The sequence below is a fragment of the Microvirga massiliensis genome, assembly GCF_001006805.1.
Classification (GTDB): Bacteria; Pseudomonadota; Alphaproteobacteria; order Rhizobiales; family Beijerinckiaceae; genus Microvirga; species Microvirga massiliensis.
The window spans coordinates 449,167-463,204 of record NZ_LN811350.1; the positions used below are offsets into that span (position 1 = coordinate 449,167).

Below are 14,038 nucleotides of genomic sequence, written 5' to 3' on the forward strand. Positions count from 1 at the left end.
CGGATATCCCCATGGCCATGAACGAGAACAGCAAATCCACTTCGGTCGTTCCCGATTCCGGCACCATGCCCGGCAAGGAGCTGTCCCCGGCGGCACGGCGCGCCCTCGACGAGGCGGCAGCGCGACGAGCGCAGATCGACGCCAAGGCTGCCGAGATCGCCAAGTCGAAGGAGCACCAGGGTCGCGGCGGCCTGGAGCCGGTCCGCTACGAGGACTGGGAAGTGAAGGGGCTCGCGACCGACTTCTGACACCGGGGAACGGCGCCGGCTCGGTTGCGTTGCGGAATTTCGCCCGCTGGTGCAGATCTCCGCCGGGGTCGCGGCCGACCGGTCCCATGTCCATCCAGAGGGCGCCATGCACGAAGACAAGCAGATCGAGGCGGCGCGACGCCTTCTGACACATGCGGCACAGGTCCTTGCCGCGCCGGTCGCGATCAGGCTCTGGAACGGTGAAACGATCCGCCTCTCGCCGGACGCTCCGGACGATGTCGTCCTCGCAATCAACGATCCCGGTGCGATCGGCCGCCTCCTGCGGCGCCCGCGCCTCGCCAGCCTCGTCGACCTCCTCGCCGCGGGCGATTTCGATATCGTGGGCGGCACGCTCCTCGACGTCGCGGCCCGCGCCGGCACGGTCAACCGGAGGGCATTCCGGAGCCTCGACAAGAAGCTCGTCCTGAAATCGCTCTGGCCCTTTCTGTTCGCCGGCCGGGGAAACAGGAGCCGTTCGCAGGCCTATGCGGGCGCGCAGCACGCGCAGGACAGACAGGGTCGCGACAACAAGGCGCTCGTGCAGTTCCATTACGACCTGTCGAACGCCTTCTACGCGCTCTTCCTCGATCCCGAGATGGTCTATTCCTGCGCGTATTTTCCGCACTGGGACGCGAGTCTCGAGGAGGCGCAGGTCGCGAAACTCGACATGATCTGCCGCAAGCTGCGGCTGCGCCCCGACGAGCGTTTCCTCGATATCGGCTGCGGCTGGGGCGGCCTCGTCTGCCATGCGGCGCAGCGTTACGGCGTCAGCGCGCACGGAGTCACGCTGAGCGAAGCACAGTTCGAATTTGCGCGCGCGAAGATTGCGAGACTGGGTCTTGAGGACCGTGTCACCGTCGAGCTGAAGGATTATCGCGAGCTGCAAGGCACCTACGACAAGATCGCGTCGATCGGGATGTTCGAGCATGTCGGAATCGACAATCACGGCGCGTATTTCACGAAGTTGCGCGATCTCCTGCGTCCGCGCGGTTTGCTCCTCAATCATGCGATCACGCGGCCCGCGAAACGCAAGAGCTTCCGGAGGAAGCGCGCCGAATATGCGGCCATCGTGAACTACGTATTCCCGGGAAGCGAGCTCGATCACATTGGCGGCTCGGTCGCGAGTCTCGAGCGCTATGGTTTCGAAGTGCACGATGTCGAGGGATGGCGCGAGCACTATGCGCGTACGACGCGCCTGTGGTGCGAGCGCCTGTTCGCGAGACGCGACGAGGCCGAACGCGAGGTCGGCATCGAGAAGACCCGCCTGTGGCTCCTCTATCTCGCCGGCGTTTCGCTCGGCTTCGAGCGCGGCACGATCGGAATCTTTCAAACGCTCGCCTCACGGCGAGCACGCGGCTCCTCGGGACTCCCGCCGACGCGAGCGGATCTCTACGCTTCGTGATCTTGGATGATGACGCGCATCGGCGCGTTCCCTGCCGCCCCGGAAGCGACGGCCAGAACAGGCGTCGCTTGCAGCTAGCGTCCGATCCTCGACCGTTCTGGAATCTCTTCCGCCAGGACGACAAGATATGGAGTCGGCAAGAAGGGTAGGGTCTTGATTGCACCTGTTTTCCGCGCATATTAAATGCGCATATTATGCCTTCATGGGGGCGCATGTTGCATTCAGGAGCTAAGGAAACCAACCGTCGCGCAACCAACGTGACCCTGCCGGCCGATCTCGTAGCGGAGGCCAAAGCCCTGGACGTCAACCTGTCTCAGGCATGTGAGGCCGGCTTGGTGCTTTACGTGACTCGAGCCCGTCGCGCCCGTTGGCTGGAGGAGAACCAAGAAGCCATCGACGCCTACAACGAACGCGTCGAGCAGGACGGACTCATCCTCGAGGATTATCGGCGCTTCTGATGGCCCAGTTCGATGTCTACGCTGGCGTCGGTCGCTCGAACATCCATGTTCTCGATCTTCAATCCGATGCGCTCGACCAGCTTACGACTCGCATTGTTGCGCCATTGGTGCCGCGAGCTGGAACGCACGTTATCAGCATCTTGAACCCAGTGATCGAGATCCAGGGAACGCAGTTCATCATCCTGATGCAGGAGATGGCAGCCGTTCGGCTGCGCGAGTTGCAGCGCCGGATCGGTGCGCTTCAGGAATACCAGGATGAAATCAAACGCGCGCTCGATCTCGTCTTTTATGGCTTCTGAATAGTCCAAGCCCGTCAAGGCACTCACCAGTGAGCAGGAATCCTCATCACTCCGGTGCCGCTACAACTGGTCGGGATGCAAAATCAGCGTGAGACCACGACGGGCGTCCCGACGCTCACCTGATCGAAGAGATGGATGATATCTGCGTTGTGCATGCGGATGCATCCATAGGAGACGAATTTGCCGATCGACTCCGGCCGGTTCGTCCCGTGGATCGCGTATTGATCACGGTCGAGAGTCAGGGCCCGTGCTCCCATGGGATTGTTCGAGGCTCCTCCGGGGATGATGTCCGGCAGCCGCGGATTATCCCGCCGTAACTCGTCCGGCGGCGACCAAGCCGGCTTCACGTATTTTCCGTCGATCCGTGCATGCCCGGACCATTGCTTCCCGGCCCGCCCTACTCCGACGGGATAGCGCCAGGCCGTGCCGTCATCACGGACGAAATAGAGCCTGCGCTCCTCCGTCCTTACGATGATCGTCCCGGGTTCCGCCTCTCCACGATAGGGCACGATCTCTCGCGCCGAGGCCGGTGCACTGAGGAGGAAAGCGACGACAAACAGCGAAGCGCGCCGCCCGAACCTGATCATGACCGACGCTCCACCCGAAACCCGGTCCGTTCATGGAAGTAGGGAGGGAGAGCCTGTCGCTTGCTGCAGATTACATCGACCGAATCCGAATGGTCGATCATCCGGCGCTTCAGATCCATGGCTGCGGTCCCCCCGGCGCGTCAAGGTATCGCCGCAAGTGTAGGGCAGCCTCTTGCGACGGACCAGTGCAGGCTTGGCGGTTCGGATCGGAAGCGCATCATGGCGAAGTCGGATCAGTCCACCATCGAGGCGATCGTCGCCCTGGCCGAGGAGATCGGCCGGATCTCTCCCGAATGTGCCGATAAGGCCATGCAGATCGTCGACCTCGCCCGCGGTCTCGCTACGCGGCCGGACCGCAATACGATTCAGGACGCGCTCGAAGCCGACTCGCTCGAGAACAGCCTGTCGGACGTGAGCGCCCGGCGCACTGCGGACGACGTCGCCCGCGCCCTCGACGAGAGTTGAAGACACCTCCGCGCTGCAACGATTTTGATCAGGGAGGCAGTCCGCCTCGCACATGTCGTCAATGCCGGCCGCAGTCATCCAGCCCGACGCGGCTCCACTTCATAATTACGAGCCGCGGGCGCAAAGCACTGCCCGTCCCTTTGCACTCCCGTCCTTGCGAGCCGCAGGCGAAGCAATCTACCCGTCGACGAGTGCGCTCTTGAATTGCTTTACTTCGTTCGCAATGACGAAGAGGGCCTGAGAACGCGAGGAGCACTGTCGGAAACGGAATGAACTCCGGATCCACACATCGCGAGCTCTTCACGGGCAATGTTACCGCGATGACTAGCGGTCAAACTGGCCTCGTGGGTTGTCGCCGGAGTGACCTTCCGACCGAGACTCAAACCCTATCAGTAAGGCGCTCGGCGGCGAGGGCCTGTGGATCCGCTACGCGGATGCGAGCCCTCCCGAGTTCGACCAGCCCACGCCGCTTCCATTCCTGCAATTGCCGGTTGACGCTCTCGCGGGTCGCGCAGGCGAAGACGGCGAGTTCCTCCTGCGAGACCTGCAGCTCCGCCCCGTAATCCTCGACGAGTGCAGAAAGCCGCCGCGCCAGACGGGCCGAGAGTGGCAGGAGAAGACTCTCCTCCATGCGGTCACTCATCCACCGGATTCTTTCGCAGAGGAGCTCGATGAACCGGACCGCGAGAGGCGGCCGTTGCTCGAGGAGATCGAGGAAGTCGCGGCGGCGGATCATGAACAGATCAGTGGGCTCGGTGGCGGTGGCATCGGCCGTCCGGGCGCGGCCGTCGAGGAGGGCAACCTCGCCGAACACGTCGCCGGGTCCGAGCAGATTCAGCGTCAGCCGGCGGCCGGCATCCGTGCCGGTGGCGATGCGGATCTGCCCGCGCCGCACGGCATAGAGCGCATCACCTGCATCGCCCTTCTGGAACAGCACCTCCTCGCGTCCGAGCGAGCGCGTCACGCACAGGGCCGCAATCGCATTGACGGCCTCCTCGCCGAGACCAGCGAAGAACGGGTTCGCTGCGAGGAGCCGCGCCAGTGCGTTCGGTTCGGGCTTCGGCGCGAGCATGAAGTCCTCCTCCGATCCCAGAATGAACGCTCGGCCCGCCAGCCCGTGTGATCGGCATCACGGAAAGCCGCGGCCAAACGCTCAATGAAGCTCAGGGCCGGTGGGCTGCGTACTCCCGCTTTGTAGCAGCGAACGCCCAGAGAGACACGCGATGATATCGAACGCGGGCGCTGTCCATGCGGCGCCCGACCCGCGAAGCATCGAAGGATTGCCTTGAGGGGCTACCCTTACCCGTCGCCCTGTGGGCAACGGCCTCGTCCCTGGCGAGAGAAGGAACCGCTACGCTTCCCGAAGGCGCACCGCAGAATGGAGGCTGGCTCGAGCGTAGACGAATCTGGCCCGCCGCTGCGCGCGGCTCTTAATCCCCGTTCCTGCGCGCCTGGAGGAGCTTCTGCTTGAGGTCGTGCTGGGCGAACGGCTTCTGGAGGACGGGCCGGTCGCGGAACGAATCCTTGATGCCCTGGCTGCCATAGCCCGTCGAGAAGACGAACGGAATCGAGCGCGCCTGAAGAGCCTCGGCCACCGGATAGATCGATTCGCCCGCGACATTCACGTCCAGAATCGCGATGTCGACCTTTTCCTTCTCGACGGCTTCGAGCGCGGCGGCGAGGCGCGCCGACGGCCCCACGACCTCGCAGCCGAAATCGAGCAGCATATCTTCCAGCAAAAGAGAAATTGCGGCCTCGTCTTCGACCACGAGGACCCGCAGCCCGCTCAGGTCACCTGCCAGACTTTCGATCACGTCCATCCAACCCGCATTATTTTGACGAAAAGATTAGCATTCGGCTCAGGCGCCGGGAAGAACTTCATGAAGGGAACGGTTTCGTCGATTACATAGATTAAGGCGAGAGATCATTCCCCAAACAGCGTGAGCGACTAAAACACGAACGCGTCGGCTATGCGAACACGGGTTCGCCACGCTAGACTTTGCGGAACGGACAGACAAGGACTTGGGATGATGGCCTTACGATTGCTGCGCCGCACTGTGGCGGCTCTCTGTCTTGCGTGCGCTTCCGCCGCGATGTCCGGGCTGGTCTCGACGGGGGCTCTCGCCCAGTCCCGGCAGCCGGTCGTCGTCGCATCGAAGATCGATACCGAAGGAGCCCTGCTCGGCGAGATGATCGCGCTCGTGCTGGAGCATCAGGGCATTCCAGTCGAAAAGCGGGTGTCCCTCGGGCCCACCAAGGTCGTCCGCACCGCGCTCCTCTCGGGCGAGATCGATATCTATCCCGAATACACCGGAAACGGAGCCTTCTTTCACGACATCCCGAATGACAAGGCATGGACCAAGGCCCAATCCGCCTTCGAGCTCGTGAAGAAACTCGATAAGGAGAAGTACAACCTCGTCTGGCTCGACCGGGCGCCCGCCAACAATACCTGGCTCATCGCCGTCCGCGGCGACCTCGCCCGGCGAGAAAATCTCGCGACGATGGAGGATTTCGCCAGGCTCGCGAAGCGCGGTGGCGTGCTGAAGCTCGCCGGCTCCGCGGAGTTCGTCGAGAGCCCGGCCGCCCTCCCGGCCTTCGAGCGCGTCTACGATTTCAAGCTCCCCCGCGATCAGATCGTCATTCTGCCGGGAGGCGACACGGCGGTCACGATGCGCGCCGCGGCCCAGGGCGTGAGCGGCGTGAACAGCGCCATGGTTTACGGAACGGACGGAGCCATCGCGGCGCTCGATCTCGTCGTGATGGAGGATACGCGCGGCGCGCAGATCGTCTACGAGCCCGCTCCGGTCGTTCGCGCCGAGGTGCTTAATCGCTACCCCGCCATGGCGCAGACCCTCTCCCGCGTCTTCGGCTCGCTCTCGCTCAATCGTCTCCAGAGCTTGAATGCGCAGATCGCCGTCGAGGGGCAGCCGGCCCGCGAAGTCGCCAAGAGCTATCTCGAGCAGCAAGGCCTGCTGCCCTGAACTCCGAGCCTCCAGAGGAGCGGGATCCGGAAAAAAGCGGGTTGGGTGCGGCTCTTGCAATCCGGCTCGCCTTTGCCGTCGTCGCCGTCGTGGCCCTGGCCGTTCTCCCGACACTCTCCGTCGCCCCCAACCGATTGCTGCCGGGCCGGCCGGTCGCGGCAGCCGATGCCCTGGGAATCTGGCTCTTCGGAGCCGCAGCCCTGGTTATCGGGGCCGAGCTCCTGTCGAGATCGGCCGTGGATTCCGCACGGCTCATGGCTCCCGTGCTGACCCTGGCGGCTCTCCTGGGGATACTGGCTTTGGCCGGCAGGGCAGCCGAAGCGGCGCTCGCCGGGCAGTCACCCTCGGCACGCGCAGCCCTCGGGGCCGGCTTCTGGCTCGGCGGCGCCGCGCTCCTGGCGCTCGCCTGGGAGCAGGCCCGGCTCGCCATCCCCCGCTCTGGCCCGTTCCTCGTCTCGGCCGTGTTGTTCGTGGGTCTCGCTGCGCTCGTGACGGCAGGATTCCTCGACCATCTGTCCCTCGTCGTCGAGGCCAGGGCCAGGTCGCAGGCATTGCAGGCCGCGATCTTCGAGCACCTCGTGCTCTCCGCCGGGGCGCTTGCCCTGGCGCTCGTCGGCACGCTGCCGATCGCCGCCCTTTCGCTCGCGGCGCCGCGGCCGGCCGCGGCAGCCCAGACAGCCCTGAGCGTCGTTCAGATCATCCCGGCCGTGGCTCTCTTCGCCCTGCTCCTCCCTCTCATCGCAGCCCTGCTCGTCCAGATGCCCGTCCTGAGGCAGATCGGAATCCGGGCCATCGGACCCGCTCCGGCGCTGATCGGCGTAGCTGCCTACTGCGCGCTCCCCCTGCTGCGAGGGCTCGTCGGCGGGTTGCACAGCCCTGATCCGGCGGTGCTCGAATCCGGGCGGGCCATGGGTTTCAGCCGCTGGCGACTGCTCGTCGCCGTGCGCCTTCCGCTCGGATGGCCCGTCCTCGCATCGGCGCTCCGGGTCGCGGCCGTCCAGAGCATCGGGCTCGTCACGCTCGGAGGACTGATCGGCGCCGGCGGGCTCGGCGCCCTCGTGTTCGAGGGAATGGCGCAATTCGCGACGGACCTCATCCTCCTTGGGGCGCTTCCGATCATCGTCCTGGCCCTGGTCGCCGATGCGATCCTCGGGCTGGCGCTCCCCCGGTCCGGAGCGCGGCGATGAGCCTCTCCCAACGCGGTGTGGTCCCGGTCTGTCGTCCGGCAGTAATCTCCGATGCGGCCCGCGGGCTGGTGCTCCCGCCGAGCGGAAAGCCACGATGATCGTCTTCGAGGATGTCACCGTCCGTTATCGCGGCGTACCTGCCCTGGAAGGCGTCAATCTCACGATCCAGGAGGGCGCTTTAGGGGTATTGGTCGGGCCGTCCGGATCCGGCAAGTCGACCCTGATCCGGCTCGTCAACCGGCTGGTGGAGCCCGACCGCGGCCGGGTTCTCGTGCGCGGCATCGACGTGATGGCGCTCGATCCACCCGAGCTCCGCCGCTCGATCGGCTATGTCATCCAATCCGTCGGCCTCTTTCCGCACCGGACCGTCGCCCGGAACATCGCCACCGTGCCACGGCTCCTGGGCTGGCCGCGCGCTCGCATCGATGCGCAGGTCGATGCGATGCTCGAACTCGTCCGCCTCGATGGTTCGTTTCGGCACCGCTACCCGGACGAGCTCTCAGGCGGCCAGGCACAACGGGTCGGGCTGGCACGGGCGCTCGCCGCCGAGCCCGACATCCTGCTCATGGACGAGCCCTTCGGGGCGGTGGATCCGATCACGCGCCGCGAATTGCAGGGAGAGCTGACGCGGATCCATCGGGAGACCGGCAAGACGATCCTGCTCGTCACGCATGACCCGCGGGAGGCGCTCGATCTCGCGACCCTGATCGTCGTGCTCCGCGCCGGACATATCGTTGCCGCGAGCCGCCCGGAGATCCTCGCCCACGAGCCCGGGGCGTTTGCGCGCGACCTCTTTGGGGCCGACACCTTGATTCTCGATCGCCTCCGCCGCCGCCATGTCGGGGCCTTCGTGTCCGGCGAAGCACAGGACGAGGATCCGTCGATTTCCGCCGAGGCCCCGCTCAGCGAGGCCCTCCTGTGCATGATGGAGACTGGCCGGGAGCGCTTGCGGGTGGTCGATGCCGAGGGGCGGGCGATGGGCAGCATCACATTCCACGCCATCTTGGAGACGGCGCCGTGAGCGACGGGCGGACCAGTCCGGCCCCGCTCCTGGTGCTCGCCCTGATGGCGGCCGTGATCGCTCATCCCGCGGTTGCCGCGATGTTCCTCCAGGGCCTCGGCCGGCCGGCCCAGAGTTCCGTCCCGGTGGAGCGCTTGATCGTGCTCGCGATGGATCATGCGGCCGTTGCAGCTTTCGGTGTCACCCCCGCGCTCATCCTGGGCATGGGTCTCGGTATCCTGGTGACTCGCAAAGGCTTCGTGACTTTGCGGCCCTTCGCGGATTCGCTCTCGACGCTCGCCCAAGCGACCCCGCCGGTCGTCGTGGTCGCGCTCGCCTTCCCAATTCTCGGATTCGGCATCCTGCCGACCGTCCTTGCGCTCGCGATCTACGGCATCATGCCGGTCTACCGCGCCACCGCCGCGGCTTTCGAGACCTTACCGGCCACCATTCTCGAGGCGGCGCGGGCTCTCGGAATGTCGCGGCGCCAGATCCTCGTCGAGGTCGAGCTGCCGCTGTCCGCACCGCTGCTCGCCGATGCGGCCCGAACGGTCCTTCTCCTCGGCATTGCGACGGCTGCCGTCGGTGCTTTGGCAGGCGCCCAGACTCTCGGCACGCCGATCATCACCGGCCTGCAGACCCAGAACGACGTCACGGTCTTGCAGGGGGCCGCCGCAACGGCGGCGATGGCCTGCGCGGCCGATGCTCTTTGCCTGCTCGTCATGCGCTGGTGGCAGGTGCAGCCGGCGTCGGATGCAAGCACGAGCCTTGCAGGAGACGCGATACGCGCAACATAATTCATCATGGATTTCTTCTCGGGCTTTCGTGACTTGATCGACAGGGCGCTCGGGCCCGAACCACCCGAGGAGCACGATCTCCATGTTGCGGCTGCCGCACTCCTCATGCTCGTCGCGAAGGTGGATGGCCGCATTCTCGATGTCGAGGAGCGTGCGCTGCACACCCTGCTCGCGGCCCGCTTCGGCCTTTCCGAGGCAGAAGCCGAGAGGCTCCTCAAAATCGTGGACGAGACCGAGTCCGATCTGTCCGACCCGCAGACCGTGATCAATCGCATCCTGCACGAGGTCTCCGTGGAAGAGCGCGGGCGTCTGCTCGCCCTCGGCTTCAGGATCGCTGCCATCGATGGCGTCGTTCACGACTTCGAGGACGATCTGCTTTGGCGCGTGGGGATGCGACTCGGATTCTCAGACGAGGAAGTCGTCGCCCTGCGTGAGGAGGCGATACGCCATCTCGTCTCGCCCCCTCTCGACACGCACTGAATGCGAATCCCTTCCGCTTTCGACCATTCCCTCCAGCCATGCTTTCCGTGTTCACAGATTTCGTCCATGCGTCCTGATCCGGATCGAAAGAAGACCCGGAGGCGCAAACCAAAGTCCCCGGTGCTGATCGTGCTTCATCAGGAGCATTCGACGCCAGGGCGGGTCGGGCGCCTCCTGCAGGAGCGGGGCCATCCGCTCGACATCCGTCGTCCGCGCTACGGTGATCCCTTGCCGTCGACGCTCGCCGAACATGCGGGCGCAGTGATCTTCGGCGGCCCGATGAGCGCGAATGATCCCGAGGATTACGTGAAGGCCGAGATCGACTGGATCGAGGTGCCCTTGGGCGAGAACAAGCCCTTTCTCGGCCTTTGCCTCGGTGCGCAGATGCTGGCACGGCAACTCGGCGCGCAGGTCTGGGCGCATCCGGAGGGGCGCGCCGAGATCGGATATTATCCCCTCGTTCCGACCTCAGCCGGCGAGACATTGTCGTCGGAAATCGGCGCGCCCTGGCCGAGCCATGTCTATCACTGGCATCGGGAGGGCTTCGACTGCCCTCGCGGTGCAGAGACGCTCGCGACAGGGGACGATTTCCCGACCCAGGCGATCCGCGTCGGCGAGAGTGCTTTCGGCCTGCAGTTCCACCCCGAGGTCACGCACGCGATGCTGTGCCGGTGGACCATCCGCGCCGCAGAGCGACTTTCCCTTCCGGGCGCTCAGGACCGAGCACGCCAGATCGAGGGCCGCCTGATGTACGATCCGCACGTCTCGCACTGGCTCGACGCCTTCCTGGATGCCTGGCTGGGTGACGGTGCCGCTCCTCGCCGCGCGTCGCACGGAAGAGGCGCACGTCAACGCAGGGAATGATGACGGTGCGCAGCGCGCCCTTGTGACGTTCTGCGCGCGTGTGTCTTCATCGTCAGTCACAGACGACAATGCACGGTCCGTGACTTGCCTCTTCGTCATCACGAGCCGGGGCGGTGCGCACAGCCCTTTCCGCCACACTCCCGTCATTGCAAGCCGGAATCGTGATGCACTGCCCATTCCGTTGCACTTCCGTCCTTGCGAGCCAGAGGCGAAGCAATCTACCCGTCAACGGATGCGCCGCTGGATTGCCTCACTGCGTTCGCAATGACGAGGAGGGCGTGAGAGCCGGGTGAGCACTGCCGGAAATGAAAATAGTCACAAAGTCCACTTCCATCACAGCACACGCAATGACGGTGACACCTACTTCTGCGCCGTCACCGTAGGAGTCGGTTGTGGATCGCCGAATGCGATCCAGGCCAATTCGTCCTGGCCTTCCTGCTTGATGAAGTGGTAGCCCGTCTCGTCCCAGGGAAGGACGGCGCCGACGGTGTTGTCGAGGACGAAGTCGCCGCGATCCGTGTGGACGAGGAGCACGGCGTGCCCCGCGCCGGCCCGGTCGAGCACGACGGCCATCCTGAGGGCCCGCCGCGGCAGACCCGCTTCGACGAGGCGCTGGCGCTTCAGGAGCTGGATGTCCTCGCAATCACCCTGCCCATCGTCCGGATAATCCCAGCGATCCTCGACGCCCCAATGCACATCGTCCGGGATTGGCGCGATCGCGAGGTTCACCTGCTCGTTGATGGCGACGATCCTGCTCCAGACATCGGAATCGAGCGTAATACGGCTGGCTTCGGATCGATCGATTGTGCATTCGGCAGGGGTTCGTGTGCAGAACTCCGACCAGGCCAGCGTCGGGCGTGCCTCGAGGCCGGATGTAGGAATGGATGTCGAGAGGGGGATGGGCCCGGCATTGTCCTCGGCGCGTGCTGTGTCGGGATGCATGCCTACAAAGAGGAGGCCCGCGACGATGACGGTCCTCCACGCCCAGTCGAACAAGCCCGGCATACTCCCCTCGCTCGCTTGTCATTCTCCCGAGAGCAAGCAAGTCGCGGGCCAGACCGAGGCGATGGAGGCGGGCCGGCACGATGTCCTGCCCCATCCCTCCTTTCACGGCCCGTCGGCGAAACGGTGCTCATTCGACAATTGAGCTGTAAATTTCTTAACAGGTCGTGCCTTACATCACGCCTTGGATTTCAGACCCGATGATGACGAACGAGGCCATGGCTTGCGCTCCGTCAGGAGCGGCATCAGCGACCGCGGCAGAGCCGCGGCGATCACTGGCCTGGAGCTTTCTTCTCCCGGGGGGCGGCGCAATCCTGGTCCTCACCGGCGCCCTCGCGCTCTACACGCGCCATGCTGTGCTGGCCGCCGCTCTCGAGACGGCGGCATTGATGGGCGAGCCGCCGCTCGACCGGATTCTGGCCGACGCCGAACGGCTTTCCTCGCACCTTGTACTCGCCGTGATCCTCACGGGCGTGGTGCTGCTCGTCCTGCTGCTTGCGAACATGTTGCGGCTGACGAAACCGATACAGGATCTCACCATGATGGCTCGCACGCTCGCGGCCGGCGAAATGCAAGGCCATTTCGCGCATCTGGAGCGGGAGGACGAACTCGGTGCGATCGCTCGCGCCTTGCAGGTCCTGCGCGGACAGCAAGTCGAGCTCGCTGTCGCGAAGGACCGTGCAGAGGCCGCCGCACAGGCACAGGCCGAATTTCTCGCCAATATGAGCCACGAGATCAGGACGCCGCTCAATGGCATTCTCGGTTACACCGAACTTCTCCTCGAACGATCGGAACTCGGCGGCGACAAGCGGCGCGATGTCGAGCGGATCCAGACGGCGGGCGCGGCGCTCCTGACTGTCGTGAACGACATTCTCGATTTCTCGAAGATCGAGGCCGGCGAGATCGAGCTGGAGCCGCACCCCTTCTCGCCCGGCGCGCTCGTCGACAATGCCGTGTCGATCGTGAAGAGTGTCGCCGTCAAGCGAGGGCTCGCCGTCCATAGCGAGATCGACGATGAGCTGCCGACGCATCTCGTGGGTGATCAGGATCGCTTGCGTCAGGTTCTGCTCAATCTGCTGAACAATGCGGTCAAATTCACGGCAGCTGGAAGCATCACGATTCGCGTGCAGCGGCTCGGTGCGGGCGATCATTGCGTGTTGCGGTTCTCCGTCAGCGATACCGGAATCGGCATCCCGGCGGATCGCAAGGAGTTTCTCTTTGAGCGGTTTAGTCAGGTGGACGGGTCCATTCGACGCCAGTTCGGAGGAACCGGTCTCGGTCTCGCCATCTCGAAACGTCTCATCGAGCTCATGGGGGGAGAGATCGGCGTCGACAGCGAGCTTGGCGAAGGATCCACCTTCTGGTTCACCGTCGATCTACCGGTCTTCGAGAATCCCGCGCGCGACGTTCCTTCCCATTCCGCCGAGGCCTCCTTTCAACCGGCTTCGATCCTTCTCGTCGATGACAATGAGATCAACCAGGAGATCGCGCGCTCGGTTCTCCAGGCAGCGGGTCATACCGTCGATATCGCGAGCGACGGCGCCACAGCCGTGATGGCGGTTCAGAAGAACAGCTATGACGTTGTGCTGATGGATATCCAGATGCCCGTCATGGACGGCATGACGGCGACACAGCGCATTCGCGCGCTCGATGGGGAAGCGCGCCATGTCCCGATCGTTGCCATGACGGCGAACGTGCTCCCGCAGCAGGTCCGTGTCTTTCTCGAAGCCGGCATGAACGATCATCTCGGAAAGCCGTTCAAGCGCGACACTCTGCTGGATGTGATCGCGCGAACGCTGCGTGCGGCACGAAAGGTCGAACCAGCGGGTTCTGCGGCTTGAATCCCGGTCTCGTATGATCTCGGCTCACAGCGACGTGGGTGAATCGTTTGGAGCGGCATCCCGATTGCCGGAACACGGATGAGCCACGCGATCGAAGGCGTGCCCGTCGGGAACCCGGCGTCGGAGGCAGCCGTTCACGCGCTAGCTTGCCCTTGCGATCACCGGTACTCCGAGATGAGCAATCTCATTCGCGTTCTCCTCGCGATCCTCCTCCCGCCCGTCGGTGTCTTTTTCACCGTCGGTTTCGGCGGGGCCTTCTGGCTCAACATCCTTCTGACGATTCTGGGCTACATCCCGGGTATCGTGCACGCCGTCTGGATCATCGCGAGGCATTCACGCTGAAGGGCTCGCCGCCCGAGGCGAGCCCTATCGCGCCGTCTCCGTCTGTCGCACGCCGGCCCGCCCGGTGCAGGCCATCCGATCTCCG

Annotated in this window: 17 protein-coding genes; 13 read left to right on the plus strand and 4 right to left on the minus strand. The window is 64.7% G+C overall.

Annotated features, from left to right (window positions below):
• Positions 1 to 17 precede the first annotated feature (17 nt).
• From BN1233_RS02050 to BN1233_RS50930, 4 genes are all read left to right on the plus strand, one after another.
• Positions 18 to 248: a DUF1674 domain-containing protein gene (locus tag BN1233_RS02050; protein ID WP_082145159.1), complete on the plus strand. Its 231-nt coding sequence runs from the start codon at positions 18 to 20 to the stop codon at positions 246 to 248.
• A gap of 106 nt (positions 249 to 354) precedes the next feature.
• Positions 355 to 1,650 (plus strand): SAM-dependent methyltransferase, encoded by a 1,296-nt coding sequence (locus tag BN1233_RS02055; protein ID WP_046862379.1) that lies wholly within the window; start codon positions 355 to 357, stop codon positions 1,648 to 1,650.
• A 212-nt stretch (positions 1,651 to 1,862) separates the two neighbouring features.
• Positions 1,863 to 2,108: a type II toxin-antitoxin system CcdA family antitoxin gene (locus tag BN1233_RS02060; RefSeq protein WP_046861808.1), complete on the plus strand. Its 246-nt coding sequence runs from the start codon at positions 1,863 to 1,865 to the stop codon at positions 2,106 to 2,108.
• Positions 2,108 to 2,407, plus strand: a complete 300-nt coding sequence (locus BN1233_RS50930; protein WP_046861809.1) for a CcdB family protein — start codon at positions 2,108 to 2,110, stop codon at positions 2,405 to 2,407. The genes BN1233_RS02060 and BN1233_RS50930 overlap by 1 nt, the downstream gene beginning before the upstream one ends.
• A gap of 83 nt (positions 2,408 to 2,490) precedes the next feature.
• Here BN1233_RS50930 and BN1233_RS02070 read toward each other — a convergent pair whose 3' ends face one another.
• Positions 2,491 to 2,994, minus strand: a complete 504-nt coding sequence (locus BN1233_RS02070; RefSeq protein ID WP_046861810.1) for a L,D-transpeptidase — start codon at positions 2,992 to 2,994, stop codon at positions 2,491 to 2,493.
• 219 nt (positions 2,995 to 3,213) lie between these two features.
• Between BN1233_RS02070 and BN1233_RS46585 the strand changes: the two genes are divergently transcribed.
• Complete coding sequence (locus tag BN1233_RS46585) at positions 3,214 to 3,459, plus strand: hypothetical protein (RefSeq protein ID WP_147706925.1); 246 nt, start codon at positions 3,214 to 3,216, stop codon at positions 3,457 to 3,459.
• A gap of 379 nt (positions 3,460 to 3,838) precedes the next feature.
• On the opposite strand, the gene BN1233_RS02080 is transcribed toward BN1233_RS46585, so the two are convergent.
• Together BN1233_RS02080 and BN1233_RS02085 are read right to left on the minus strand one after the other, a co-directional pair.
• Positions 3,839 to 4,531 carry a Crp/Fnr family transcriptional regulator gene (locus tag BN1233_RS02080; RefSeq protein ID WP_046861812.1) on the minus strand — a complete coding sequence of 231 codons (693 nt, stop codon included), beginning with the start codon at positions 4,529 to 4,531 and terminating at the stop codon, positions 3,839 to 3,841.
• Between the two features lie 358 nt (positions 4,532 to 4,889).
• Positions 4,890 to 5,279: a response regulator gene (locus BN1233_RS02085; protein ID WP_046861813.1), complete on the minus strand. Its 390-nt coding sequence runs from the start codon at positions 5,277 to 5,279 to the stop codon at positions 4,890 to 4,892.
• A 210-nt stretch (positions 5,280 to 5,489) separates the two neighbouring features.
• On the opposite strand from BN1233_RS02085, the gene osmF reads away from it, so the two are divergent.
• From osmF to BN1233_RS02115, 6 genes are all read left to right on the plus strand, one after another.
• Positions 5,490 to 6,440: a glycine betaine ABC transporter substrate-binding protein OsmF gene (gene osmF / locus BN1233_RS02090; protein ID WP_046862380.1), complete on the plus strand. Its 951-nt coding sequence runs from the start codon at positions 5,490 to 5,492 to the stop codon at positions 6,438 to 6,440.
• Positions 6,441 to 6,481: 41 nt separating this feature from the next.
• On the plus strand, positions 6,482 to 7,627 hold the full coding sequence (locus BN1233_RS02095) for an ABC transporter permease subunit (protein WP_046861814.1): 1,146 nt from the start codon (positions 6,482 to 6,484) through the stop codon (positions 7,625 to 7,627).
• A gap of 94 nt (positions 7,628 to 7,721) precedes the next feature.
• The gene (locus BN1233_RS02100) at positions 7,722 to 8,648 is read left to right on the plus strand and encodes an ABC transporter ATP-binding protein (RefSeq protein ID WP_046861815.1); all 927 of its coding nucleotides are present in this window, start codon (positions 7,722 to 7,724) and stop codon (positions 8,646 to 8,648) included.
• Entirely contained in the window at positions 8,645 to 9,424 is a 780-nt protein-coding gene (locus tag BN1233_RS02105; RefSeq protein WP_244470856.1) for an ABC transporter permease, read from the plus strand. The genes BN1233_RS02100 and BN1233_RS02105 overlap by 4 nt, the downstream gene beginning before the upstream one ends.
• Before the next feature lie 6 nt (positions 9,425 to 9,430).
• Positions 9,431 to 9,904 (plus strand): tellurite resistance TerB family protein, encoded by a 474-nt coding sequence (locus tag BN1233_RS02110; protein ID WP_048708887.1) that lies wholly within the window; start codon positions 9,431 to 9,433, stop codon positions 9,902 to 9,904.
• 66 nt (positions 9,905 to 9,970) lie between these two features.
• Positions 9,971 to 10,768 carry a glutamine amidotransferase gene (locus tag BN1233_RS02115; protein ID WP_046861816.1) on the plus strand — a complete coding sequence of 266 codons (798 nt, stop codon included), beginning with the start codon at positions 9,971 to 9,973 and terminating at the stop codon, positions 10,766 to 10,768.
• Between the two features lie 360 nt (positions 10,769 to 11,128).
• On the opposite strand, the gene BN1233_RS02120 is transcribed toward BN1233_RS02115, so the two are convergent.
• Positions 11,129 to 11,773: a transglutaminase-like cysteine peptidase gene (locus tag BN1233_RS02120; protein WP_046861817.1), complete on the minus strand. Its 645-nt coding sequence runs from the start codon at positions 11,771 to 11,773 to the stop codon at positions 11,129 to 11,131.
• A gap of 197 nt (positions 11,774 to 11,970) precedes the next feature.
• On the opposite strand from BN1233_RS02120, the gene BN1233_RS02125 reads away from it, so the two are divergent.
• Both BN1233_RS02125 and BN1233_RS44410 read left to right on the plus strand, forming a co-directional pair.
• Complete coding sequence (locus BN1233_RS02125) at positions 11,971 to 13,611, plus strand: ATP-binding protein (protein ID WP_052763670.1); 1,641 nt, start codon at positions 11,971 to 11,973, stop codon at positions 13,609 to 13,611.
• 174 nt (positions 13,612 to 13,785) lie between these two features.
• Positions 13,786 to 13,953: a YqaE/Pmp3 family membrane protein gene (locus BN1233_RS44410; protein WP_046862384.1), complete on the plus strand. Its 168-nt coding sequence runs from the start codon at positions 13,786 to 13,788 to the stop codon at positions 13,951 to 13,953.
• The last annotated feature ends 85 nt before the right edge of the window (positions 13,954 to 14,038 follow it).

What these genes read in the sequence shown, in the direction of transcription:
- BN1233_RS02050 (WP_082145159.1), top strand. Translation starts at nt 18, where the DNA reads ATGAACGAGAACAGCAAATCCACTTCGGTCGTTCCCGATTCCGGCACC.
- BN1233_RS02055 (WP_046862379.1), top strand. Translation starts at nt 355, where the DNA reads ATGCACGAAGACAAGCAGATCGAGGCGGCGCGACGCCTTCTGACACAT.
- BN1233_RS02060 (WP_046861808.1), top strand. Translation starts at nt 1,863, where the DNA reads ATGTTGCATTCAGGAGCTAAGGAAACCAACCGTCGCGCAACCAACGTG.
- BN1233_RS50930 (WP_046861809.1), top strand. Translation starts at nt 2,108, where the DNA reads ATGGCCCAGTTCGATGTCTACGCTGGCGTCGGTCGCTCGAACATCCAT.
- BN1233_RS02070 (WP_046861810.1), bottom strand. Translation starts at nt 2,994, where the DNA reads ATGATCAGGTTCGGGCGGCGCGCTTCGCTGTTTGTCGTCGCTTTCCTC.
- BN1233_RS46585 (WP_147706925.1), top strand. Translation starts at nt 3,214, where the DNA reads ATGGCGAAGTCGGATCAGTCCACCATCGAGGCGATCGTCGCCCTGGCC.
- BN1233_RS02080 (WP_046861812.1), bottom strand. Translation starts at nt 4,531, where the DNA reads ATGCTCGCGCCGAAGCCCGAACCGAACGCACTGGCGCGGCTCCTCGCA.
- BN1233_RS02085 (WP_046861813.1), bottom strand. Translation starts at nt 5,279, where the DNA reads ATGGACGTGATCGAAAGTCTGGCAGGTGACCTGAGCGGGCTGCGGGTC.
- osmF (WP_046862380.1), top strand. Translation starts at nt 5,490, where the DNA reads ATGGCCTTACGATTGCTGCGCCGCACTGTGGCGGCTCTCTGTCTTGCG.
- BN1233_RS02100 (WP_046861815.1), top strand. Translation starts at nt 7,722, where the DNA reads ATGATCGTCTTCGAGGATGTCACCGTCCGTTATCGCGGCGTACCTGCC.
- BN1233_RS02110 (WP_048708887.1), top strand. Translation starts at nt 9,431, where the DNA reads ATGGATTTCTTCTCGGGCTTTCGTGACTTGATCGACAGGGCGCTCGGG.
- BN1233_RS02115 (WP_046861816.1), top strand. Translation starts at nt 9,971, where the DNA reads ATGCGTCCTGATCCGGATCGAAAGAAGACCCGGAGGCGCAAACCAAAG.
- BN1233_RS02120 (WP_046861817.1), bottom strand. Translation starts at nt 11,773, where the DNA reads ATGCCGGGCTTGTTCGACTGGGCGTGGAGGACCGTCATCGTCGCGGGC.
- BN1233_RS02125 (WP_052763670.1), top strand. Translation starts at nt 11,971, where the DNA reads ATGATGACGAACGAGGCCATGGCTTGCGCTCCGTCAGGAGCGGCATCA.
- BN1233_RS44410 (WP_046862384.1), top strand. Translation starts at nt 13,786, where the DNA reads ATGAGCAATCTCATTCGCGTTCTCCTCGCGATCCTCCTCCCGCCCGTC.